This window comes from Streptomyces sp. NPDC013157 (genome assembly GCF_042899865.1).
Classification (GTDB): domain Bacteria; phylum Actinomycetota; class Actinomycetes; order Streptomycetales; family Streptomycetaceae; genus Streptomyces.
Genome location: NZ_JBIBAK010000021.1, coordinates 112775 through 134853 on the forward strand (window position 1 = coordinate 112775; position 22079 = coordinate 134853).

Consider the following 22079-nt stretch of genomic DNA (forward strand, 5'->3'; position numbering starts at 1 on the left):
CGTGGAAGCTCCAGAGCCCTGACTTCCACATCCTGAACGGGACGGAGATTCCCACGGGCGAGACTGTGCCAGAGGCGGTCAGCGCCGCATGGCTCCTCGAACACGGCCCTCTCACGTGGCTCGACGTCCTGCACCTGCACCACATCGACTTCGAGGACATCGCCACCCTGGAGCGCCTGCTGGACGCGTGCCTGGGCTACGGGGTCAACGTGGTCTTCACCGCCCATGACACCCGGCCCATGGTCGGCAACGCCGAAGGCTTCGTCGAGCGGCTGCGGCTGCTCCGATCTGCAGAGGTCAGCTGGGTCTGTCTCACTGAGGGATCCGTCACGAGGCTGACGGAGGTCCTCGGCGAGCGGGTCCCTGCAACGGTCATCCCCCACGGATACGTCGCTGCCCCGGAGTCGCTGGCTGACCTGGAGCGCGAGGCGAGGGGCCCGGGGACCAGGTACCTCATGTTCGGTGCCTCCCGGGCCAGCCGGGACCAGTTGTCCACCATGGCCAACTGGAGCCTGGGGATCACGGATCCCCGCAGCACGCTCCACGTCCTCCTGCGCGCGTTCAGCCCTGCGGACTTCGCTGACGCCGGCCGCGCCCCGCTGCTTCTGGAGACGGCCCGGCACGATCCGCGTATCCGCCTCACCATGCGCCCGTATCCCACGGACGACGAAGTGGTCAGAGCCGGGCTGGCTTCGGACTCCCTGCTGCTGCCGTACCTCTGGGGGAGTCACTCCGGGCAGCTGGAACTGGCCTTCGACCTGAACCTGCTTCCGGTCTGCTCCCTCACAGGGCACTTGCCCGAGCAGTACGAGCGGCACAAGGGATTCGTCGAGGAACCCGAATGGTTCGATTGGTCGCAGGGGCATCCCAACCTCTTCGGAGAGAAGTTCCTGACCGCGCTGGAGAACGCGGCAGCACGGCTCGGCTCCAGGCCCCGCCGCCTCGACCGCGAGTTCCTCGACTACAGGACCCAGGAACACAGGACGATCCTCGACGACTACGCCCGCGTGTACGGGGGTGACCGGTGAGCGCCATTCCGCGTATTTCGTGCGTGATCCTGTGCCACAACTACGGCCGATATCTCGACCAGGCCATAACAAGCTGTCTGGAACAGGAGCCTGGAAACTTCGTCCTTCACGAAATCATCGTCATCGACGACGGATCCAACGACGAAACTGAGGAGGTATGCCGTCGTCACGAAAAGAACGTCAAGGCCATCCGGAGAAGCCAGCAAGGTTTCGGCCAAACCTTGACCGACGCCTTTCTCCTCAGCACAGGCAACTGGGTGGCTCCGCTCGACGCCGATGACTGGTTCCACCCATCGAAGCTCCGTACGTGCGCCGAGGCGATGACGGGTGAAACGCTGTTCATCGAGCACTGGGAAAACGTCGTCGACTCAAACGGAAACCCCAAGCTGAAAGATCCGCACCCGGGCGGAAACACAAGCACGTTGGTGGTCCATCGCGAGGCCGCTCTCAGCCTCCTTCCGGTGAGCAACGAGATCTTCTTCCACTCGCTGCGGGAGGCCGGCCGCGGCGCCGTCCTCCAGGACCCGTTGACCTTCTATCGGGTCCACTCACACAGCATGACCGACCGAAGTACGCCCGGCCTGTCGCAGGATTATCGGGCCGAGGTGTGTCTGGGACTCTCGGATCGGCTCCGCATGATGGATAGGAACCCTCCCGCCTGGGCGACGACTCGCCAGCTCAGGAGGATCTCCCAGCATTTCCGCGTACTCGCTTCCGGGCACAGAGTGGAATCCGCCCTGCAGCGAAAGAAGCACCTCCCCGCCATGATCTTCCTTCCGGGGATGCTCATCGCCACGCTCCGAGCCCGAGACCCAATAGCCCCGTGGCTCCGCTCCCTCTCCAGTGCGATCGTGGGCCGGCCGCTGGTACAGCTCTCGACGCCCCAGGGAGAGCGGGCTGAACCGTGATCATTTCGGTGATGCGAGGGGGGTGGCGATGATAAAATCGCCGCTTCCAATCCCTACTGGTCAGGCCAGTTGTCCGACCCAGGAGCGTATAAGCGCCATGAGCCGTTTGAGCGAGTCTGTCACCCGTGTCATGCACATCCTCGATGGGGCGGACCTGGGCGCGGACTATACGGCCGCGCAGCTGCTCAGCGAGACAACGGCACGGCGCTCCCTGGACCTCTCCGACCTCTCCCCCGAGGAGCAGGCCGCACTGGTCGAGGGGCGGGCGAACCACCTGATCCCCTCGGCCTCGGTGCTCGCCGAGAAGATCGCGGCCGCGCAGGCCGCCGGACGCCCGTTCGTCGTCAAGTACGGCATCGACCCGACCTCGCCCGACGTCCACCTCGGCCACGCGGTACCGATCATCATCGCTAGCCGGTTCCAGCGGATGGGCCACCACGTCGTCTTCATCATCGGTGACGTGACGGCCAAGATCGGTGACCCGTCGGGACGGTCCTCGGACCGACCGCCGCTCACCGACGAGGACATCGCCCGCAACCTGAGCGGCTACCAGCAGCAGGTCACGCCGTTCATCGACTTCGAGCGTGCCGACCTGCGCTTCAACGGCGAGTGGCTGAACAAGGTCACCCTGCCGGAGCTCGTCGGGGTTCTTGCCCGGGTGCCGGTCTCCATGTCGCTCCAGCGCGAGGACTTCCGCACCCGGCTCGCCGATGGCCATGGGCTGTCCGTCGCCGAGTTCGTCTACTCCGTCGTCATGGCCTGGGACTCCGTGGCCATCGACGCCGATGTCGAACTCGGCGGAGTGGACCAGCTGCTGAACCTCCAGATGTGCCGCAAGGTCATGGAGATCTCGGAGCAGGACCCCGAGGTCGTCATCACCACTCCTCTCATCGAGGGCACTGACGGCACGGGCACCAAGATGAGCAAGAGCAAGGGCAACTACGTGGGCCTGACGGCGTCGCCTGATGACGTCTACGGCCGGCTGATGTCCATCCCCGACCACCTGACCGAGCCGTACCTCCAGCTGCTCACCGAGTGGACGGACGACGAGATCCGCGTGGTCACCAAGCGCCTGGAGGAGGGGACCGCGCACCCTATGGCGATCAAGCGCATCCTCGCCGGCGAGGTGGTGGCCGCCCTCCACGGCCTGGACGCTGCTGCCGCCGCTCGCGCGGAGTTCACGGCGCGCTTCTCCAAGCGCTCTTTCGCGGACACCCAGAACCTCCCCGTCATCTCCCTGAAGGACCACGGCCAGGACACACTCGGGGCGCTGATCAGCCGCACGCTGGACTTCGCTCCCAGCATCTCCGCCGTGCGCCGTGTGGCTCAGCAGAAGGGTCTTCGTCTGATCCTTGAGGCGGACGGAGAGCAGGCACCTACGCCGCTCACCGAGACGTCCGTGCAGCAGACGCTCGGTGAGGTCGTGAGCGAGGTTGGGGCACTCGAAGGTGCCGAGCTGTACCTGAAGGTCGGCCGTAAGGTCGCCCGCATCGACGTCTGAGATCAGGCGCGGCGCCGACTCACCAGCGTGAGTCGGCGCCGTTCTGTTTGCGCTCGATGCGACCCGCCAGCCGCGCGATCCTGGAGAGGCGCTGATGGCGGGCGATGCCGTGGAGGAGTGTTGCTTTCGGAGGTGTGGGCGGCCAGGGCACACCCGGAGAGACGGTGTGCTGTTATGCAAGACCGTCTGGTGCTGAAAGCTCCTGGTCGTTGCAACGACGTGCTTGGCATCGATTCTTCAGACGTTATCCCAGCTCGCTGGGACGATTTATTCATCCCGTTTGCTACGGCTGGTGCCAAAGGAGCGTCGCATTCGGTTCCAAATCCGGCGCCACCAAGACGCTTGTCCCGCCAGAGGTTGAGGGATGGCCTCGATGTGCGCGGCGCGGTCGCGGGAGCTAGCGACTCGAGTGGCTGCCGCTGAGATTCGCGGCAACCAGTCGATACGGTCGCTGCGGACGTAGTAGTGCGACCTACACCGCTGTTGTCCGTTTCCAACGGACGGTCGCAGGGACACGGTGCCATCGAAGGTCAGGGTCCAGTCGTTCGGTCCGAATGGTGTGACGACCTTCGCACCACATCCGCACGCGCACAGATGGACTGCGGTTTCGAACTGCATCGAGATGTACAGCTTACCCGGCTCGGGTTCGGCCGGGATGTGCTCGATGAACACCGGCATCAAGGATCGAGCTTTCACGCGGCGGCCTCCGACCCGTCCCCAGCATCAGCGCTGGCCGGGACCGGCTCGGCGCCCAGTCCGATGCCCTCGTCTTGGTTGGTAGAGGTGCCGTAGCGGTTGTAGAGATCATTCGAGCCGACCGCATACACGGTGTGCAGCTCGTTCTCGGTGTCAGCATAAAAACCGAGGTACTTCTTATACCGGAAGATTGCCAAGTTCGCAGTGGAGGAGTTCAGCTCGGCTACCTGCAAGTTGGTGTCGTACTCGGCGCCCTCCCCGGCGAAGTACGAGATGAGCCCATCTCGCTCAATATGCTCCACGCGACCCGGAAGAGACGTCGTGATGCGAATTTGCCCGTCGATGCATTCGGCGTCCTTGCTGACCCCGACACCAGTATCGATGAATGGGATACCGTTGACGGTCAGCGCCTCGATGATGGCCTTTTTGTCCGGGCCCGTGTCCATCGCAAGGAACACAAAATCGGCGTCGAGGAGTTCGCCGACGTTTTCAGAGGTGACGTTCACCGGGTGAGCCTCGATGTGACGACGCATCTGCGAATACATCCGTGTGAAGTACTCGACCTTCTTCAGGCCCTCCTGTAGGTCCGCAAGGCTCGCGGCACCGGGGGCCCGGAAGGCGTTATGCGTGCGGAGGACGTCGCCGTCGTAGAGATGAAGCGCGTGTATCGGGGTCTTGGCGAGCAGGTCGAGCAGGTATGCGCCAGTACCCCCGAGACCGACGATCACAACCTTCTTCAGCGCGAGGCGCGCGTTGACCTCGGTGATGCCAGCCCTGCTGGAGAACGTGTCGAGGTAGCGGAACACACCATCGTCTTCGTCGGTCTCGACAGGCTTGAAGGTCAGCGGGGTCGCCTCGGGGTCGATGGCCTGGGCTGGCCCGATGACCATCGCGGCGTACTGGGTGACCTTTTCGTAATAATCTGGATAGCCGCCCGCGGGTTTCTGGGAGAAGCCGCAGCTCGCGGTGAGCTCCGGGCTGGCAGACCACTTCTGAACGCCATCGTTTACGAGCCCGTCGATGGGCTCGCCATTCTTATTGCGGGGTACGCCGCCAACGAAACACATAACGTGGCTACTCGGAGCCGTCGCGGTGTCGCCGCTCAGATCCAGCGGGCAGATGAAGGATCCCCACTGAACCTGGGCGGCATCGTCCACGAACGGAATGTCGTCGATTACGAGGAACCCGTTGACGACGCGGACGGAGTACCCGTCTTGCACCAGACGGGCCAGGTCGGCGCTACTACGAACGAGTCGTGAGCCGGACATGGAAGTACGTGCCCTTCTTCTTGACCTTCACGGACTCGCCGGCGACCAGGATGCCGTCCCCGCCATGGGGTGCAATGGCGTTCTTGTAGGTGACGGTGAACATCGCCTGCGGGTCGTGGCCGGGGTACGCGAGCTGCCCAAGTTCGTCATAGGTCACGGTGTCGTGATCGAGGGTGACCATTGTGCCGTTGATGATCACTTCGAACCCTTTATCCCTCTTGTCATGCTCCTGCTCGTCACTGGGTGCAGTCATGACAGTCCCCTTCCATGGCGCCCTCCGCTGATCGACGGGCTCGGATGCGAGTGTAGCATCAACATCATCACCCCATGGGTGATGGGGTAGATGCGAGGTTGGCGGCCCAGAAATTCGGTGATGCCTGTAGAATCCGCGCCAAGTAGGTAGAAGCGTCATCAGCCGATGGGTGATGGAGAACACGCACGTGGACCGGGAGTACATGGATGAGGAGTTGCATCGCCTCGCTACGGACCCCGGATTCCGGCCGCAAGGTTGGAGCGCCCGGGAGGTCTCGGACTTTCGCGTCCTCGTTCAGTGCGCGCGTGCAGCTCGGCTCGACGCCGACCTGCGGAACTCGCGCATGTTGCGCATCCACCCCGGTGACACCCATGACCTGAACAAGGCGCGGGCGAAGTTGAGTTCAGGCCGCGTTATCAACTTGACGTTCAAGAGCACAGAGAGCCACAGTGCCGTGATCTTCGAGCTATTGACTCCAGAGATGGAAGCCTCGCGATGAGCACCCCTCCACACGACCCGCTGCCGATCGCCCAGGTGCCGGTTGGCGAACTCCTCGGGAGGGAGCTCGAGGCCAGGGACTGGTCTCAGGCTGATTTCGCTGCGGTTCTGGATCGCCCGACTCAGTTCGTCTCCGAGATCGTCACCGGCAAAAAGGAGATCACCAGGGAGTCGGCGGCGCAGATCGGCGCGGCCCTTGGTCATACAGCTGAGTACTGGCTCAACCTTCAGGACCAGTACCTACTCGCCGAGCAGTTCAAGAATGAGAACGCCCAGGTCAAGCTGGACGAGGTGCGTCGGCGCGCCCGCCTAAACGACAAAGGGCCAATTCAGCTACTGAAGAGGCGCGGCTTTCTCACCGGCGCTACCTTGGATGCCCTCGAGGCCGAGGTGAAGGAACTTTTCGAGCTGGATTCCCTTGATGACGAGCCCGGATTCGCAGCGGCTGCTAGACGAGCCAACCGTAGCGAAGATATCAGCTCGCTGCAGCGAGCATGGGTCGCGTGTATCAGAAGGGAAGCGCGTAAGCTTCCGCCTCAGGAGAGATACTGCGCGAAACGTCTGAGGGAGCTTGCAGGCACCCTTTCGCGCACACTCAAGTCGGCCGCTGACTTCGAGGACCTGCCTGACCTTTTTAGTGCAGTTGGCGTGCGTCTGGTATATGTCGAATCGCTTCCGGGTGCCAAGATTGACGGGTGCTCGATGCTGGTCGACGGATATCCAGTCATTGGCTTGTCTGGTCGCGGCAAAAGACTCGACAAGATCCTATTTACTCTTTTGCATGAGATTGCGCATATCTTGCTTGATCACGTCGACGCTGAACACCTCATCGTCGAGGGTCTCGATGAGACTCAAGGCAATGAAACGAAATGGGAGAAGGACGCAGACACGGAGGCCGCAGAGTGGGTTTTCCCGCACGGCATTCCTGACGTCCCAGATCGTATCGGTGCGCGTTGGGTCAATCAGGTGGCCGTTGAGCTTGGCGTGGCGCGCATCGTTATCGTCGGTCACCTGCAGCACCGCGGTCACCTTGACTGGCGGACGACACTGGCGAAGAACGCTCCTTCGGTAAACGATGCTCTGGCATCGTGGGATTAGCTATCTGGCGGGCGGCCAGCTGGCCGATCAGGCGGGAGACCGTCGGGTCGGAGGCCACCAACCCGAACACGGCTGGCTCCGCCCGCAGCATGCCCACATCGACGAGGCAGCTCCGCCCAGAGCGACCGCGAGGGCGACCGACCAGGAGGACCTTCCCCGGGTTGTGGACGGCCCGATGCCCGGATCCAGGCAGACGCCATTGAGTCTTTTCCAACCTCACGTCTGTGCTGGTCAGGAACCTGTTGACGGCTGAACGCAACGGTCCGGGCCGCAGTCATGACCCGCGGAGCTGTAGTCAGGCACGTGCCCCAGACGCTCCGCCAGGCATAGGCAATGGCGCTCACAGTCAGGTTGGGAAAGGCTCATTGAACCGATGCGGTGATGCAGGCCAGTGTCGGAAAGGCACGCTGAACAGCGGGTCAGCTGGTTTCTGCCGCCTCCGCCATGAGGCGGGCCCGCTTCTCGGCACGCGGTTCGGCTTTCCAGTCGGGCAGGAACGCCGACAGACCTGGGTCGCTTTCGATCTTCTGTTGGGTGGACCGCATGCCTTCGTCGATGAGCGCGTCCCACTTCTCTGTGGCGAACTCGACGCGGCAGGGCAAGTCCTTGATGATCTTCTCGTCCAGGGTCAGGTAGTTCGACGCACGTCCCCTGCCGCCACGGGCCGTAGGCACGTACGCGTCGGCGCCGGCTTGGTCGGGAAGCAGGGAGATGAGGACCGCGTCCCCGTCCTCGGCGATCCTTCGGGCCACCCTGTTGGCTGCCGAGATCTCTGCCTTGGAGGGATCCCTTTCCAGCATCTCGATCAGGGTGCTGCGGATGCTCACCGTCTTCCGGCTGGCCAGCTCAGTCTGCAGGGCCTGGCGGAAGGTCTGCGTCATCGACGTCATAGCGGCGATTGTTGCGAATGGCCGTCCCGAGGCCGCGCGCTTGAGGGCAGCACTCGGTGCGTGTTCCCCCGTACGGCAGATACACACGGGGCGTGGTCCCAGCGTGCTCACCCCTCACGACTAGGTTTGCTGTCACAAACGACGAAACGGCTGGGTTCGCTGTCGCACGCGTCGCTTGAATGACAAAGGGAGAGAAAGTTCGCCGGGGGCAGACAGGAAAGATCCCGCAAGCACTCGCGTGCTGCTGCAAATCATGCCAACGTACAACGCCCCGACGAAATCCTTCCCCCCGATCCCACGGAGGCGCCCCTGCACCCGCACCACCCCACCGATCCCTCCCGTCCCGACTCGCCGGACCCGGTGTACTGGGTCACCCCGCGCCATCTGGCGGGTGACGACGGGGCCCTCGCCGAACGGATCGGGGACACCCTGGCTGGCCTCGGCTGGCGCATGTGGCCTACTTCCCGCCACACCCTGCTGTATGTGAGCCCAGATGAGCTGCGCGGTGCCGAATGGACCCTCGCGGCCTACCCGTTCGAACTGGGCGGCCTCCCGGTTGCCTGGCAGCTGAGCGCCCGCCCGGATGCCACCTCCGTGGTGCCTGCGTGGAACGCGTACTTCACGGCCGGCGTCCCGTACGAAGCGCTCGCCGATCTCCTCGTGGCGATCGACACCCGCGAGGCGCCCGACGTCGGCTCCGAGGCGCCGGGGACGGTCCTCAACGCACTGAGTGCCCAAGGCTGGTTCCGCGACGTGGACCACCCCCGCACCACCGCCACGGACCCCGGATTCTCCTGCAGCGTCTCCTTAGAGATGCTGCCGCCACTCATCCAGGACGCCGACCCGCGCCCCGACCTGGTGGGCTGGCAGGCATGGGCGGAACCCGTCGTCAGCGCCCCCTATTTGTGGTGTGCCAGCTTCAGCACCAGCGTCCCCCATGAGCTCGTGGCGGCATTCGCCTCCTCGCTCGCCTCACCGGTCCCGGTGCCCCGCCGAACCGTCCCTGCGAGCGCCGAAGGGCGGCTCACCGTCCTCCGCCGCAACTGACAGCGCCCGCCCAGAGGAGCCGCTGTCGTAAACGGCTCGTCGCCGATCTCCCGAGTGGCAGCAAGTCAGACGAGGCGCGCCACCGCGCCCGCCAGATGACAGAGAAGGAGTGTGCCTTGCTCTTGTTCCGACGCGCTCGCGCGGACCGCGCGTTCCGTGAAGCCCAGCGTGCGGGCCACGCGCTGCTCCTGCGGCTGCAGGCCACGCAGCCGTGGCCCAACTTCCCCGAGCCGACCTCACAAGCCCCCACCGCAGGAGAAGGGGTTGTGCCCGACTTCCTGCCGCCGGAGCTGCGGGTGCCGTCGTGCCAGGAGGTGGCCGGGGTGATGATGCGCTGGCTGCAGCCGCTCGTCGTCGACGGCGAGGTCCGTACGTGCCCCGAGTGCGGCGCGTACCGGGACTGGATCGTCTTCTGCACGCGGGACGACTCGATATGGCTGCGCTGCCGGGCGGGCCACGAGACGAAGGAGCCCGGCCTGGATGCGGTCTGGTTCAACCGCCACTCCGGTCCCGTCGACCAGTTCCACTCCACTCTCGAAGAGGGCCTGCGCCACCTCGGCCATTGACCTCCCGAAACCCCCACTCCCCTTCGCACCGCCGGCGCCCGGAGGGCCGGCCTGGTCAGACCGTCCGCTCCGCAGGCCACAACAGGCCAAAAAGGGGTTTCCGATGCGCCTTCACGCCACGACCGTCCTCAGCCTCAGCGCCCTCGCTATCTTGGCCCTGGCGGGCTGTTCCGACGGCAGCGCCGCCGCTTCCGGTCCGATGTCCTCCCCGACCGTCCCGGTGCACCCGGACGGCGAGAGTGCCCCGGCGCTCGCCTCACTGTCCTCGACCGCGCTGGCCAAGCTCCTCTTGAACGAGAGCGACCTCGGCGGGGGCTACACCCGCACGCCACAGCGCCCCGCGGCGCACGACGACGTGGCTGTGGTGGGCTGCCCGGCCATGGAGAAACTCGGCGGCGACACCGCGACCGGCACAAGCCTCGCCTTCCCCCGCAAGGCGAAGGCGTCCTTCACCTACGCCGGCGGCAGCAACTCCGATCTGTCCGAGGAGCTGTACAGCGACACCGCGGCGAAGCTGTCCAAGGGCATTGGAGAGATCTTCGATGCGATGGTCTCCTGCCCCACGTACCAGGTGGTGTCGGGCAACACCGTCGTCACGGTGGGCACGCAGGTGACGCCCGCCCCCGACCTGGGTAACGAGCATTGGAGCCAGCTGCTCACCTACTCGATCGGTGAACAGCGAAGCGTCGTCAAGCAGACGGCGATCCGAATCGGCAACGTCCTGGTGCTCGTGTCGGGCGCGCCGGGACTTGTGGACGCCAACCTGGAGAAGGCGCTCGACAAGGCGCAGGCAGCCTTGTGACCTCCCTGTCGGCGTCGTTCGGCGCCGGCGCGCATGACTTTGTCGCCATGTTCGCCGATTCCCTCAGTTCCATTGCACGGGTGCTGCGCCGGGTGCTGTCGGAGGGCACATTCGACCGGCTCCTGGGCGCTCCAGCAGTTCCAGGGCCTCCCACGCGGTGAAGCCGGGCCTCCCAGTTGGGGGAGCCCGGCTTCGTGCTGCGGTGCCTTGTTCTGGCGTCTCCCAACGCGTCACCGCACGCAGCTGAGATCGAGATCAGCGCCGTCGTGCCTGTGACGGCTGCGGGGCCGGGGCGGCTGCTGCCGTGTGCTCTGGAGCGTCGGGGCGCCGTGCTGCGCTGTCGGCCCAGGCTGGGCTGTGGGCTTGTGCTGCGCGGGCTTGTGCGCTGGGTGCCGACCTTTCGCTGAGGCGTTGAATGCGCCAGGCCAGGACTCGTGCGGGGCGGCGCGCGTCGTTCAGGGCGCGCTGGTCGGTGACCTGCTGGAGGAGCTGTTCCGGGTCGTGTCCTGCTGCTTCTGCCTCGGCGAGGGCGGTGGTGAGAGCCGCGAAAGCGGGGTCTTCGATGATCTGCTCCGCGTGCTCGGGCACGACTTGGCGTAGGCGGCGGATCTGCCGTTCCACGGCCTGCTGGGGTGGCTGGCGCTGCGCGAGGGCGGCCAGGGGTGCGGTTGCGGCTTGGTCGTAGGCGGCCTGGAGGTGGAGCAGGGTCTGGTGGGCGGCGGCGACCTGCTGGTCGTGGTGGCGGAGCTGGTGCCAGCGGGCAGCGGCAACAACTACGAGGATCGCCGCGTCCAGGAACATCGCCAGGACGGCGCCGTCCTTGGGGGCGGGCTCGCGGACCATCGCGCGTACTGCGCCGCGCAGGGCGCGGGCGTGGTGGTGTTCGGCCCGGATGCGAGAGCGGGTGGCGCGCTCGAACGCTGTTGCTGCCTCTCGGAGTTGGGGCCGCAAGGTCTGGGGTGCGAGGAGGGGGAGGGCGTCGAGTGCCTCGCCGAAGGCGGCGAGGTGGGCCTGGGAGGCTTCGTCGTCTGTCTGGTCGAGGTGGTGGGGTATGCGTTCGGTGGCGGCGGTGGCCTGGTGCCAGGGGTTGGGCCTGCGCCGACCTGACTTCCCAGCGGGCTGTGGGTCGATGCTCTCCAGGCGCTTTTGGATCTTGGGGAAGGAAAGGTCCGGGGCGAGTTTGGAGCCGGAGAACCAGACGGGCTCGTTGTCGGCGGTGGTGGTGTCTTCGCTGGCGACCTTGTAGCCGCGCACGTCACCCGCGGGGAAGTAGATGATCTCGACGAGTACGCCGTCGATGTGGCTGAGCAGGTGGACGAACTCCTCCAAGCTGGTGGCGGCGGCTACGGCGGTGCGCACGGTGGCGCGCAGCCGTTCTCGGGCGGGCTTGTCCTGGCCGGCGCGGCGGGCCTTCTCCTGCTCGGCGCGGGTGGTCCGCTTCGCAGCGGTGCGGTCACCGCGTACGACTTGCAGCAGGCCGTATTCCTTCTCGATGGCGGCGAGTTCACGGTCTGCGGTGTGGTAGTCGTTCCAATGGCGTGCAGTGCGCAGATCCGCCCGGACCTTGGTGGCGGCGATGTGGATGTGGTCGGGGGCGTGGCGGACGGCGACCCAGCGGCATCCGTCCGGATCGCCTTCCGGTGCTATGCCGGTGGCCGCCACGACGCGGCGGGCGATGTCGGCCCACTCCTCGTCGCTGAGGATGCGGTCACTCTCGGCGGCGCGGATCGAGCAGTGCCACACGTGCTGTTCGGGCGCGCGGCCGAGCCTCCGGGCCTGCTTGACGTGCAGGTCCAGATCGGCCACGAGGAGCTTCCTGGTGGCGTCGAAGTCGTCGGCGCGGCCGGGGTCGGGGGCGAAGCCGTCCCATGAGGCGACCAGATGGGGGTCGGTGTGGTCCTTGGCCTTCTTCGTGTCGAACAGGTACCGGATCAGCCCGGCGGTTTCCTTGCCGCTGCGGATCTTCGCGATCATCGGGCGGCCTTCTTGGTGACGGCCTGGTTCGCAGCTGCCGCGATGTGGCGGACGGTGGCGCCGACCGCGGTCAGGGTGCATTCGGCCTGGGCCAGGACGGCGGTATCCCCAGGCTGTGGATGGCCGCCAGAGTTCAGCTTCTTGGCGATCTGGTTGATGTTGTGGCCGATCCTCGCGACCTCGCCACGCAGAGCGGTCAGCTCGTCGATGTAGTCGTCGAGCGGGGTGCGCTGGCCGGGCAGGCCGAGGTCGCCCTGAACATGGGCCATGACGACAGCGCCGACGTAGTGGGCGCCGGCGATGTTCAGTGACCGCGCCATGGCGCGGATCTCGGTCTTCTCGTCGATGCTGTAGCGGGCGTCGACACGCTCCTTGCGCTGGCCGTTCGGGTCGGGCTTGCGGCGTCGGGCGACACGGTGCAGTGCAGCGGCTTCGGCAGCACGCGGCAGCTGCACAGCGGCGGCAGTGTCGGCGGTCTGTTCCTCCTCGGGTGCCCCCTGGCGCCCGAGGTCCTCCGCCACCCCCGGGGCGGAGACTTCCCCGTTGCGGCCGTCCTTGGACGGTCCAGCGGGATACCTTGCTGGCGTTGTGGCTGGGGTGGTGGTCATCTCCTGCTGGTGCGATGGGGGTTCGTGGTGCTGATTGCGCATGAGGTGGTTCTCCATGGGGTGTTGATGGCCAGTCAGTGACCGGTCGAGCTCGTCCCATACCTGTCAGGGCAAGGACGGATGGAGCGGCGGTGTCGGGTTGACTCGTTGCTGCGGTCGCTCGTCCCCGCGGACCTGCGCGGGGACGAGCGATGCGAGCTGCGCCGGAGCGATGGGAGCGCGGGGCTCAGGGAGCGCCAGCGGGAGTCATGCCGAGGTCGTCCCGCCGCTGAGAGGCGGCCTCATCGAGTTCGGCTTGCAGGACGTCCTTGAGCTTTTCCGCGTCGGCCCTGCCGATCGGGAGGCCCTTGCCGCGGATCGTCGCTTCGATGTGGCGGCGCGAGGCACGGTCTCCGCGTCCCAGTGGCGCGGTACGGGCAATCGCGAGGTACTCGTCGGACACAGCGCTGGGCTTCTGGTCTTCCGGCTCGGCGGAAGGCTGCGAGGTTTCCGTCATAGTGGCGGCGCCCTGCGCCACCTCGGCAGAGCCCCGAGCCACGTCGGCCTGACCGTCCGCCACGTCGAGACCGGCTGGCTGCGGGAGACCGTTGTGGCGTTCGGTGGCGTCGGGTGGGTCGGCGACGAGCTGGTGGATCTGCCTCATCAAGACGCCGAAGGCCAGCAGCGCGGCTGTCGGGGGAACCGCGGCGACCACGTAGTCGAGGAGAGGCACGGCGCTGGCGTTGCCCGTGCCGTTGACCCCGGCCACGTTGAGGGCGATGGAACCGATCGATCCGGTGGCGGTGAGGGCGATGGCCCAGCCGTCGGCGGCGCGGCGCAGACCCGCGCGGAGCATGAGGAGTTCACCCGCGACGATGAAGGCGTCCAGGGTCGCGGGCCAGGCCCACTGGCGGACTGGGGAGTTCTTGAGGCCGTGCTGTCCGGCGACCTCTGCGAGATGCGCGTACGACAGCCAGAATCCGCCGACGGTGAGCGCCACGATGACAACGCCCGCCGCGACGAGCGCGTACCGCTCAGCGGCCTGCTTGCTCGTCATCGGCCGTCCTTCGCCAGGGCGATGGTCCCGGTGGGTGGGTGTGGAGAGGGTGGTCAAGCGGGGTTCTCCTGGGGTTGTGGCGTGGTCCGTCTTTGCCGTCCCGGCCGTTGCAAGCGCAGGTCAGGGCCGGTACGGCAGGGGGGTCGGTGTTCCGTCTTGGCGGCGTCGGCGCGTCCTGGGGGCACGTACGGGCGGCGGGTGCTGCGGTTCGGTGGCTGCGGACGGTTCGCATCCGTCTTGCCGTCCCGGCCGCATGTGCTGTGACCTGCGGTGATACGGCGGGGACGTCCGGGACGGCACAAGACGGATGTGGGCGGCGTCCCGGCGGGCAGCAACGTCGGTCATGATCGTGTTGCCGTCCTGGCCCCGGTTGCCGTCTTGCCTGCATGCCATTTGACCTGCGGGATTACGGCAGGGACGGCAAGGACGGCAACCGGGGACTGGGTGGGTCTCAGCCCTCGCTGCGCGCGGGGCCGGTGTCGACTGGGTGGACGGTCGGGCAGTAGCGCCGCCATGCGTCGAGGAACTTGTTGCGTGTGTAGCCCTTGCGCTGGGTGCCGTCGGCGAGGCGGACGTTGCCGGGCCTGATGTCGAAGGCGCGCAGCAGCGAGCCGAGCTCACGCGGGCCCAGTCCCTTGCGACCCCACTCCGCCCACGGGCCTTCCAGGTCTTGGCGCAGGTGGTGCAGGAGTTCGTCCGTGGAGAGGCTGTCGACCTCCCGCTGGGCTACGAAGACCCGGCGGATGTCGGCCAGGATCCGCGCTGAGCTGGGGTGGTCCTCCTCGGCCTCCGCTTCGGCCCTGACCATCTGCGCGCACGCCGCGCGGGCGAGGCGTGGCCAGGGGCCGGCGGCGAGATCGGCGACGATCACGAGGGGTTCCCAGGTGTCGGCGGCACGGTCCTCCACCGGCATTACCGGTTCCATGTCGGCGGCCTCGTCCAGCAGCGGCCGTGTCCATGCGGCGATGCGGTCGCGCAGGTCGTGCAGGGCCGGGGTGTCGCGGCGGGAGCGGAAGGGCTTGACGCTCTCGCCCTCGGCCCGGCGGCGCATCCGAATCACCACCGACCGGTCCATGATCGTGTCCGGGAGGTCACCGATGCCCGCGAGCGCTGCCATGGCGAAGGTGGCGAACCGGTGCGGGGTGTGGTCGTTGCCTACGACGCGGGTGACGTACCGGTTGCGCTGGTGGCCGGCGTTGAGCAGGCCGCGCATCTCCTCGTTCTTCTCCGCCTGCTTCGGCGTGCCGAAGATGGTGTCCGCCTCGTCCACCAGCAGGGTGGGCGGTTCGTCGGTGATGGAGCGGAAGATGGCCGCGGGCGTGGTGTTGATGGTGAGCATCGGCTCGTGGACCGTCTCGGTCAGCACGTCCAGGAGCCGTGACTTGCCGCACCGCTTCGCCGGCCCGACCACCGCCAGGCGCGGTGCGTGCTGCCACGCGGGCTGCAAGTGCGTCGCCGCCACCCACAGCGTGACCGCGTGTAGCGCCTGCTGGGAGGGCAGGATCACGAACTGGGCTATCTGGGAACGCAGTTCACTCAGCAGCTCGGAGCCGTACGTCGGCTCGGGTTCCGGCACCGCCTCCTCGGCGGGCTGATCCACCGGAACCGTATCCGGTGCCCCGCCGTCGGCCGCCGGGGCGGCTTCGGGCGCGTGGCCGGGCCGGCCAGGCACGGCGACCGTCGGCCATACCGCTTTGCCGGGTGCGGAATAGGGCTCGGGTGTCGTAGGTTGCACAGGGCAGCTCCTTATCCGGTGACGTCGGGCATGCAGGCCCGACTCACGCAGGTCGTTCGTTGGAATGCGGGCAGTGGAGTGTGCGGAGCCTCCGGCGTTGGCGCGCCGGGGGCTTTCTCGCTTCCCTGACCGGGGCGAGGGAACACGGACAGTACGTCCACGCCCCGACACAGTCCAGCGTTTCTGTGTCAGCTCAGCGCAGAAGCGTCTGCTATGGGCTCGGGCGGTCATGCGGCCAGGCCGAGCAGGTTCAACAGGTCGGCGGTCACGACGCGGTACGCCTTGCCCAGCCGCAGGACCTTGCAGGGGTACTGGCCCCGCTTGGCCAGCTCGTAACCCTTGCTCCGCCCCAATCCGAGCGCCCGGTTGCCGGTGTCCAGGTCAACGGCGGCAGGCAGGGCCAGCAGCTCCGCCCGCGTCATACCCTTGGGCTGCTCCGCAGTCTCGTTGTCGCGCATCCAGTGCTCCGTTCATGAGTGAGCCCTCGGCGAACGCGGCATCACGTCCGGCTCCAGGCGATCACTAACCATCATCGGGAAGCTAATGTGTCTCCATGACACAACGCGGTTTTGATCCTGGAGATGACGAGGACGACGTCCCGGAGTGGGTGGATCAGGTGATGGCCACGGTGGCCGCCGAGGTCCGCAGACGAAGGAAGGAGCTGCGCATGAGCGCCCAGGACCTGGCCGACCGCTGCGAGGAGATCGGCCATCCGATCCCGCGCAACGTGATCGCCAACATGGAATCCGGCCGCCGCGCCAGCCTGCCCCTGGTCGACGTCCTTGTCCTCGCCGAAGCCCTGCGGACCTACCCGATCTGCCTGCTCTACCCCGTCGGCTACGTCGACCGAGTCCAGCGCCTTCCCCTGCAGCACTCCGATCCGACCTGGGACGCCATGCGCTGGTTCACCGGCGACAGCGAGGACTTCGGCATGGAAGACGACATGCTCCGCTCCTTCCGCGCCCACGTCAGCCACCAGCGCGCCGCCCTGGCCGCTCTGAAGAGCGAGAAGCACGAGCGCTGGAAGGCCGAGACGGCGCCCAACCAGGCCGAACGCGAGGAAGCCGTACTCGCCCAAGCCGACTACGCCGAAAGGTTGTTGGAAGCCAAGTACCGGCTCCGCAGCGCCCGCGCCTTCATCCGTGAAGACGGCGGCACACCACCGCACCTGCCACCAGAACTCGCCGACGTCGACCCACCCGTCGACGACACCACAGAGGAGAACGATCTTTGAAGGGTTCCACCCACCGCCGCTGCTACTGCCGCGACCCCCACACCGGGAAGCCGCTCGGTAAGCAGTGCCCTAAGCTCTCCAGCCGCAAGCACGGCTCGTACTCCATTCGCCAGGAACTCCCGCCCCGCGAAGACGGCACCCGCCGCTCCTTCAGCCGCGCCGGCTACGACTCCCTCAAGGCGGCCCAGGCCGACCTCGACCACATACGTGCGCTGCTCGGCCTCGCCGACACCGACGACCCCGAGGGCATGGCGCTGATCGCCGCCATGCTGGAGGAGGTCGGCGATGAGAAGTCGCCGCTGCCCGATGTCGAGGAGACCCGGCGGCGCCTGAAGTCCGGTCAGGACCTGATCGGCCGTCTGACCGTCAGCGAGTGGCTCGACCGGTGGCTCGACGGCAAGCGCATCCGCAAGTCGGGGCTCACCCGCTACGAGACCGATATCCGGTTCCATTTGAAGCCCCGGATCGGCCACCACCGTCTCGACCGCCTGCGCGTGAGCCATCTCAGCGAGATGTTCACGGCCATAGCCGACGGTAATGCCGAGATCCTGGAGCAGAACGCCCAGCGCCGGGCCGCGGTGGAGGAGTTGGCCACCGTGCCGTGGAAGGGCGCGGGCAACCGTGCCCGCCGCAAGGTGATGAAGACGGCGATCGATGCCATGCCGCCGTTCCGGCGGGTGACCGGTCCGGCTACCCGGCTGCGTATCAAGGCGACGCTGCGGTCTGCGTTGAACGACGCGATCGGCCAGCAGATCCTCACCTTCAACCCGGCGGCGCACGTCGAGCTCGATCCTGTGCGCAAGCCGAAGGCTCTGGTGTGGACGGACGCTCGGGTCGCCAGGTGGGAGCAGACGGGTGAGAAGCCCTCGCCCGTGATGGTCTGGACGCCCGAACAGACAGGCGCGTTCCTCGACTTCCTCGCGGAGGACCGGCTGTACGCGATGTGGCACCTGATCGCCTTCCGCGGCCTGCGGCGGGGCGAGGCATGCGCGCAACCCTGGTCGGAGACCAACCTCGATAACCACTCGCTGACCGTCTCCGCCCAGCTCGTCCAGGACGGGTGGGAGGTCGAGACCTCCGAGCCCAAGACGGACAGCGGCTTTCGCGTTGTCGCGCTCGACGACGACACCGTCAGCGTCCTGAAGCGGCACCGCGAACAGCAGGACGCGGACCGCGAGGAGTGGGGATCAGCCTGGGTCGAGACCGGCATGGTCTTCACCCAGGAAGACGGCTCCTGGCTCCACCCCGGGAAGCTGACCGACCTCTTCGAGCGCCTCGTCGCCGCCTCCGGCCTCCCGCCGATCCGGCTGCACGACCTCCGGCACGGTGCCGCCACGCTCATGCTCGCCGCCGGCATCGACGTGAAGATCGTGTCGGACACGCTCGGGCACAGCGACACCCGCATCACGCGGGACATTTACCAGAGCGTCCTGCCGCAGGTCGGCAAGAACGCGGCCGAGGCCACCGCCAAGCTGGTCCCGCTCCAGCGGAAGACCGAGGCGGAGGAGGCCCGTAAGGCCGCCAAGAAGGCCAAGGACAAGGCGAAAGCCGAGGCCAGGGCCAAGAAGAAGGGCAGGCGGAAGAAGCCCAAGAAGTAGGGCACCGGACCGCTCCGCTCACGCATCGCTCACGCAAGCCATCTCGCGGCACCCCGGCCCTGTGACGCGTCATGCCCCGAGCAACACAAAAGGCCAGGTCACGGGCTATGTGACCTGGCCTTTGCCGGAGCCGCTTTCGGGATTCGAACCCGAGACCTACGCATTACGAGTGCGTTGCTCTGGCCATCTGAGCTAAAGCGGCGCGTCGCCCGCACTATGGTGCGATCAGCGACGTCGGTAAGTCTACACAGTTTCCGGGGGTGCTCCGTACACGCCCCGGAGCGGGGGCTCCGGGGCCGGCCGCAGGGGCTATGAGCAGCGTTTTCCCTTCGCCGGTGGGGTGCCGTCGAGGAGGTAGGTGTCGATCGCGGAGTCGATGCAGGTGCTGCCCCGGCCGTAGGCGGTGTGGCCGTCGCCGACGTAGGTGAGGAGGCGGCCCGAGGAGAGCTGGCCGGCCAGGGACCGGGCCCAGGGGTACGGGGTCGCCGGGTCGCGGGTGGTGCCGACCACCACGATGGGGGCGGCGCCCTTCGCCGCGATCCGGTGCGGCTCCCCGGTCGCCCCTACCGGCCAGTACGCGCAGTTCAGCGACGCCCACGCCAGGTTCGGGCCGAACACCGGGGACGCCTTCTCGAACTCGGGCAGCGCCTTCTCGACCCCCTCGGGGCCGGTGAAGGCGGGCGGCAGGTCCAGGCAGTTCACCGCGGCGTTGGCGAACATCAGGTTCGAGTAGCGGCCGTCGGAGTCCCGCTCGTAGTAGCTGTCGGAGAGGGCGAGCAGGCCCGCGCCGTCGTTGTCCTTCATCGCCGTGTGCAGGGCGTCGCGCAGTTGCTCCCACTCGGCCTGGTCGTACATCGCCGCGATCACGCCGGTGGTCGCGAGGGACTCGGTCAGCTTCCGGCCGTCGGGGTCACCGGTCGGGACGGGGTGCGCGTCCAGCTTCCGGAAGAAGGTCCCGAGGTTGTCGGCGATCTGCGCCGGCGTGCTGCCCTTGGCGCCGAGCGGGCAGTCGGTGCGCTTCGCGCAGTCCCTGGCGAAGGACTGGAACGCCGTCTCGAACCCCGCCGTCTGCTGGAGGTTCAGCTCGCGCGCGGACAGGGACGGGTTCATCGCGCCGTCCAGGACCATCCGGCCGACCCGTGACGGGAACAGGCCGGCATAGGTCGCGCCGAGGAAGGTGCCGTACGACGCCCCCACGTAGTTCAGCTTCTGGTCGCCGAGCACCGCCCGCAGGATGTCCATGTCCCGCGCCGAGTCGACGGTGGAGACATGGCGCAGCAGCTGCGCCGAATGCTTGCCGCAGGCCTCCGCGAACGTCTTGAACTCCGCGACCAGCCGGTCCGTCTCCTTCTGGTCGTCGGGGGTCATGTCGGTCTCGGTGAACGTGTCCATCTGCGGCCCGTCCAGGCACTCGACGGGCTCGCTGCGGGCGACTCCGCGCGGGTCCACGGCGACCATGTCGTAGCGCGCCCGCACCTCGGCGGGGTAGCCGATGCCCGCGTACTGCTGGAGGTAGTCCACCGCCGAGCCGCCCGGCCCACCCGGGTTGACCAGCAGCGATCCGAGTGGCTTCGCCTTGCCGGTCGCCTTCTTGCGGGCGACCGCCAGCCGGACGTCACCCGCGCCGGGCTCGGCGTAGTCCAGCGGGGCCTTCATCGTCGCGCACTGGAAACCCGGGACACCGCACTCGCGCCAGGTGAGCTTCTGGTCGTAGTACGGCGCCAGCGCGGACGGCGTCGAGCGGGGCAGCGCGGCCAGCTGGGCGGTGCCGTCCGACGTGGACGCCGACGTCGCCGTCGACGCGCTCCCCGCGGAGGAGCACGCGGAGGCGAGCAGCGCGGCGGCCGAGAGCAGGGCGGCAGCCATCGTCCGGGTGTGAGCCCGGGGTCGAATGGGGGTCCGGCGGGTGATTCGCCTGATGTGCATCAATCGAGCGTAACGCCGGAAAATGATCTCCGTGCCGTGCGCGACGACTGTGGCTCGTACGGGTGACCCCGGTCAACGCCACGCACCCCGGGGCCCCGGATGCCGTCGCTCAGCCCGCTCTGAGCGCCATCGTCATCGCCTCCACCGCCAGCAGCGGCGCCACGTTCCGGTCGAGGGCCTCCCGGCAGGCGGCGACCGCCTCGATCCGGCGCAGCGTGGCCTCGGGCGAGCCACCGCGGGCCAGTCGCTCCAGGGAGTCCTCGGCGTCCGCGTTGGCGATAGCGACCCTGGAGCCCAGCTGGATCGCGAGGACGTCGCGGTAGAAGCCGGTCAGGTCGGTGAGGGCGACGTCGAGGCTGTCGCGCTGGGTCCTCGTGCGGCGGCGCTTCTGCATGTCCTCCAGGTCCTTCATCACACCCGCCGTACCCCGCGGCAGACGCCCGCCCTGGGCCGCGCCGAGCGCCGCCTTCAGCTCCTCGGTCTCCTTGCCGTCCATCTCCTCGGCGAGCTGCTTGGCGTCCTCCGCCGCCGCGTCCACCAGCTCCTGGGCGGCCTTCAGGCACGCGCCGATCTCGTCCAGCCGCAGCGGCAGCTTCAGTACGGCCGCGCGGCGCTCCCGGGCGGCCGGGTCGGTGGCCAGTCGGCGGGCCCGATCGACGTGTCCCTGGGTGGCGCGGGCGGCGGCCGCGGCCAGCTGGGGCTCGATGCCCTCGCGCCGCACGAGCATGTCGGCGACCGCGTCCACCGAGGGCGTGCGCAGGTTCAGGTGGCGGCAGCGGGAGCGGATCGTGGGCAGCACGTCCTCCAGCGAGGGCGCGCAGAGCAGCCAGACCGTGCGGGGGGCGGGCTCCTCCACGGCCTTGAGGACGGCGTTGGCCGACTTCTCGTTCAGCCGCTCGGCGTCCTCGACCAGGATGATCTGCCAGCGGCCGGTCGCCGGGGCCGTGTACGACTTGCGGACCGTGTCGCGCATGTCCTTGACCAGGATCTCGGCGCCGACGGCGGCGACCGTGTTGACGTCCGCGTGGGTGCCGACCAGCGCGGTGTGGCAGCCGTCGCAGAAGCCGCAGCCGGGGGCGCCGCCCAGGGCGCGGTCGGGGCTCACGCACTGGAGGGCGGCGGCGAAGGCCCGCGCCGTCTGGTTGCGGCCGGCGCCGGGCGGGCCGGTGAACAGCCAGGCGTGCGTCATCTTCGACGCCTCCGGCGGCGGCTGGTCGGTCGCGGCGGCGGTGACGAGGGCGTCGGCGTCCCGGGCGGCGGCGGTGAGCACCTCACTCACCCGCTCCTGCCCGACGAGGTCGTCCCACACGGTCATGGGTCACGCCGCCCTTTCGCCATACGTACCGGTTCGAGGATTCCGGTGGTCCGGACTGCGCCGGTTCCGTGGTCCGGTCTCCATTGTGCGGGTGCCCA

Annotated in this window: 21 protein-coding genes, 1 tRNA gene and 1 pseudogene; 10 read left to right on the top strand and 13 right to left on the bottom strand. The window is 67.6% G+C overall.

What is annotated here, in order from left to right; translation table 11 throughout:
• The first annotated feature begins 65 nt into the window (after positions 1-65).
• From ACFY6U_RS44140 to tyrS, 3 genes are all read left to right on the top strand, one after another.
• Positions 66-1028, top strand: coding sequence for a hypothetical protein (locus ACFY6U_RS44140; protein WP_390047637.1), 963 nt, complete (start codon positions 66-68; stop codon positions 1026-1028).
• On the top strand, positions 1025-1936 hold the full coding sequence (locus ACFY6U_RS44145; protein ID WP_390047639.1) for a glycosyltransferase family 2 protein: 912 nt from the start codon (positions 1025-1027) through the stop codon (positions 1934-1936). The genes ACFY6U_RS44140 and ACFY6U_RS44145 overlap by 4 nt, the downstream gene beginning before the upstream one ends.
• Positions 1937-2033: 97 nt before the next feature.
• Positions 2034-3437 carry a tyrosine--tRNA ligase gene (gene tyrS / locus ACFY6U_RS44150; protein ID WP_390047641.1) on the top strand — a complete coding sequence of 468 codons (1404 nt, stop codon included), beginning with the start codon at positions 2034-2036 and terminating at the stop codon, positions 3435-3437.
• Between the two features lie 267 nt (positions 3438-3704).
• Here tyrS and ACFY6U_RS44155 read toward each other — a convergent pair whose 3' ends face one another.
• From ACFY6U_RS44155 to ACFY6U_RS44165, 3 genes are read right to left on the bottom strand one after another with little or no spacing between them, the layout of a single operon-like run.
• Positions 3705-4115 carry a DUF6527 family protein gene (locus ACFY6U_RS44155; RefSeq protein WP_390047813.1) on the bottom strand — a complete coding sequence of 137 codons (411 nt, stop codon included), beginning with the start codon at positions 4113-4115 and terminating at the stop codon, positions 3705-3707.
• Positions 4116-4129: 14 nt separating this feature from the next.
• Positions 4130-5401, bottom strand: a complete 1272-nt coding sequence (locus tag ACFY6U_RS44160; RefSeq protein WP_215068675.1) for a ThiF family adenylyltransferase — start codon at positions 5399-5401, stop codon at positions 4130-4132.
• Positions 5376-5654: a multiubiquitin domain-containing protein gene (locus tag ACFY6U_RS44165; protein WP_390047643.1), complete on the bottom strand. Its 279-nt coding sequence runs from the start codon at positions 5652-5654 to the stop codon at positions 5376-5378. The genes ACFY6U_RS44160 and ACFY6U_RS44165 overlap by 26 nt, the downstream gene beginning before the upstream one ends.
• 187 nt (positions 5655-5841) lie before the next feature.
• Here ACFY6U_RS44165 and ACFY6U_RS44170 point away from each other — a divergent pair, with 187 nt between their 5' ends.
• The gene (locus ACFY6U_RS44170) at positions 5842-6153 is read left to right on the top strand and encodes a hypothetical protein (protein ID WP_390047645.1); all 312 of its coding nucleotides are present in this window, start codon (positions 5842-5844) and stop codon (positions 6151-6153) included.
• Positions 6150-7250: a hypothetical protein gene (locus tag ACFY6U_RS44175; RefSeq protein WP_390047647.1), complete on the top strand. Its 1101-nt coding sequence runs from the start codon at positions 6150-6152 to the stop codon at positions 7248-7250. The genes ACFY6U_RS44170 and ACFY6U_RS44175 overlap by 4 nt, the downstream gene beginning before the upstream one ends.
• A gap of 10 nt (positions 7251-7260) precedes the next feature.
• Here the strand turns inward: ACFY6U_RS44175 and ACFY6U_RS44180 are convergent.
• Positions 7261-7425: pseudogene (locus tag ACFY6U_RS44180) on the bottom strand (IS1380 family transposase); the annotation flags it as partial.
• Between the two features lie 244 nt (positions 7426-7669).
• Positions 7670-8140 (bottom strand): hypothetical protein, encoded by a 471-nt coding sequence (locus ACFY6U_RS44185; protein WP_390047649.1) that lies wholly within the window; start codon positions 8138-8140, stop codon positions 7670-7672.
• Positions 8141-8500: 360 nt separating this feature from the next.
• Between ACFY6U_RS44185 and ACFY6U_RS44190 the strand changes: the two genes are divergently transcribed.
• The 3 genes from ACFY6U_RS44190 to ACFY6U_RS44200 all read left to right on the top strand — a co-directional run bounded on the left by ACFY6U_RS44190 (position 8501) and on the right by ACFY6U_RS44200 (position 10555).
• Positions 8501-9187 (top strand): DUF317 domain-containing protein, encoded by a 687-nt coding sequence (locus tag ACFY6U_RS44190; RefSeq protein ID WP_390047651.1) that lies wholly within the window; start codon positions 8501-8503, stop codon positions 9185-9187.
• Between the two features lie 266 nt (positions 9188-9453).
• Positions 9454-9753, top strand: coding sequence for a hypothetical protein (locus tag ACFY6U_RS44195; RefSeq protein ID WP_390047653.1), 300 nt, complete (start codon positions 9454-9456; stop codon positions 9751-9753).
• A 103-nt stretch (positions 9754-9856) separates the two neighbouring features.
• Positions 9857-10555 (top strand): hypothetical protein, encoded by a 699-nt coding sequence (locus ACFY6U_RS44200; protein ID WP_390047654.1) that lies wholly within the window; start codon positions 9857-9859, stop codon positions 10553-10555.
• 255 nt (positions 10556-10810) lie between these two features.
• Here ACFY6U_RS44200 and ACFY6U_RS44205 read toward each other — a convergent pair whose 3' ends face one another.
• From ACFY6U_RS44205 to ACFY6U_RS44225, 5 genes are all read right to left on the bottom strand, one after another.
• Complete coding sequence (locus ACFY6U_RS44205) at positions 10811-12529, bottom strand: relaxase/mobilization nuclease domain-containing protein (protein WP_390047656.1); 1719 nt, start codon at positions 12527-12529, stop codon at positions 10811-10813.
• The gene (locus ACFY6U_RS44210) at positions 12526-13179 is read right to left on the bottom strand and encodes a MobC family plasmid mobilization relaxosome protein (RefSeq protein ID WP_390047815.1); all 654 of its coding nucleotides are present in this window, start codon (positions 13177-13179) and stop codon (positions 12526-12528) included. The genes ACFY6U_RS44205 and ACFY6U_RS44210 overlap by 4 nt, the downstream gene beginning before the upstream one ends.
• A gap of 184 nt (positions 13180-13363) precedes the next feature.
• Positions 13364-14230 (bottom strand): DUF2637 domain-containing protein, encoded by an 867-nt coding sequence (locus ACFY6U_RS44215; protein ID WP_390047658.1) that lies wholly within the window; start codon positions 14228-14230, stop codon positions 13364-13366.
• A 394-nt stretch (positions 14231-14624) separates the two neighbouring features.
• On the bottom strand, positions 14625-15908 hold the full coding sequence (locus ACFY6U_RS44220; RefSeq protein ID WP_390047660.1) for a DUF3631 domain-containing protein: 1284 nt from the start codon (positions 15906-15908) through the stop codon (positions 14625-14627).
• Between the two features lie 227 nt (positions 15909-16135).
• A complete protein-coding gene (locus ACFY6U_RS44225; RefSeq protein WP_101399825.1) occupies positions 16136-16366 on the bottom strand; it encodes a hypothetical protein in 231 nt (76 codons plus the stop codon).
• Positions 16367-16461: 95 nt separating this feature from the next.
• On the opposite strand from ACFY6U_RS44225, the gene ACFY6U_RS44230 reads away from it, so the two are divergent.
• Entirely contained in the window at positions 16462-17142 is a 681-nt protein-coding gene (locus tag ACFY6U_RS44230; protein ID WP_390047662.1) for a helix-turn-helix domain-containing protein, read from the top strand.
• A complete protein-coding gene (locus ACFY6U_RS44235) occupies positions 17139-18740 on the top strand; it encodes a tyrosine-type recombinase/integrase (protein WP_390047664.1) in 1602 nt (533 codons plus the stop codon). Before ACFY6U_RS44230 ends, ACFY6U_RS44235 begins: the two co-directional genes overlap by 4 nt.
• A 128-nt stretch (positions 18741-18868) precedes the next feature.
• Here the strand turns inward: ACFY6U_RS44235 and ACFY6U_RS44240 are convergent.
• From ACFY6U_RS44240 to ACFY6U_RS44250, 3 genes are all read right to left on the bottom strand, one after another.
• Positions 18869-18942, bottom strand: a tRNA-Thr gene (locus ACFY6U_RS44240).
• A gap of 107 nt (positions 18943-19049) precedes the next feature.
• Entirely contained in the window at positions 19050-20666 is a 1617-nt protein-coding gene (locus ACFY6U_RS44245; RefSeq protein WP_390047666.1) for an alpha/beta hydrolase, read from the bottom strand.
• Positions 20667-20775: 109 nt separating this feature from the next.
• Positions 20776-21981 (bottom strand): DNA polymerase III subunit delta', encoded by a 1206-nt coding sequence (locus ACFY6U_RS44250; RefSeq protein WP_390047668.1) that lies wholly within the window; start codon positions 21979-21981, stop codon positions 20776-20778.
• Positions 21982-22079: the final 98 nt, after the last annotated feature.

Coding starts and splice junctions, on each gene's coding strand:
- tyrS (WP_390047641.1), top strand. CDS start 2,034: ATGAGCCGTTTGAGCGAGTCTGTCACCCGTGTCATGCACATCCTCGAT.
- ACFY6U_RS44155 (WP_390047813.1), bottom strand. CDS start 4,115: ATGCCGGTGTTCATCGAGCACATCCCGGCCGAACCCGAGCCGGGTAAG.
- ACFY6U_RS44160 (WP_215068675.1), bottom strand. CDS start 5,401: ATGTCCGGCTCACGACTCGTTCGTAGTAGCGCCGACCTGGCCCGTCTG.
- ACFY6U_RS44165 (WP_390047643.1), bottom strand. CDS start 5,654: ATGACTGCACCCAGTGACGAGCAGGAGCATGACAAGAGGGATAAAGGG.
- ACFY6U_RS44175 (WP_390047647.1), top strand. CDS start 6,150: ATGAGCACCCCTCCACACGACCCGCTGCCGATCGCCCAGGTGCCGGTT.
- ACFY6U_RS44185 (WP_390047649.1), bottom strand. CDS start 8,140: ATGACGTCGATGACGCAGACCTTCCGCCAGGCCCTGCAGACTGAGCTG.
- ACFY6U_RS44200 (WP_390047654.1), top strand. CDS start 9,857: ATGCGCCTTCACGCCACGACCGTCCTCAGCCTCAGCGCCCTCGCTATC.
- ACFY6U_RS44205 (WP_390047656.1), bottom strand. CDS start 12,529: ATGATCGCGAAGATCCGCAGCGGCAAGGAAACCGCCGGGCTGATCCGG.
- ACFY6U_RS44210 (WP_390047815.1), bottom strand. CDS start 13,179: ATGCGCAATCAGCACCACGAACCCCCATCGCACCAGCAGGAGATGACC.
- ACFY6U_RS44225 (WP_101399825.1), bottom strand. CDS start 16,366: ATGCGCGACAACGAGACTGCGGAGCAGCCCAAGGGTATGACGCGGGCG.
- ACFY6U_RS44230 (WP_390047662.1), top strand. CDS start 16,462: ATGACACAACGCGGTTTTGATCCTGGAGATGACGAGGACGACGTCCCG.
- ACFY6U_RS44245 (WP_390047666.1), bottom strand. CDS start 20,666: ATGCACATCAGGCGAATCACCCGCCGGACCCCCATTCGACCCCGGGCT.
- ACFY6U_RS44250 (WP_390047668.1), bottom strand. CDS start 21,981: ATGACCGTGTGGGACGACCTCGTCGGGCAGGAGCGGGTGAGTGAGGTG.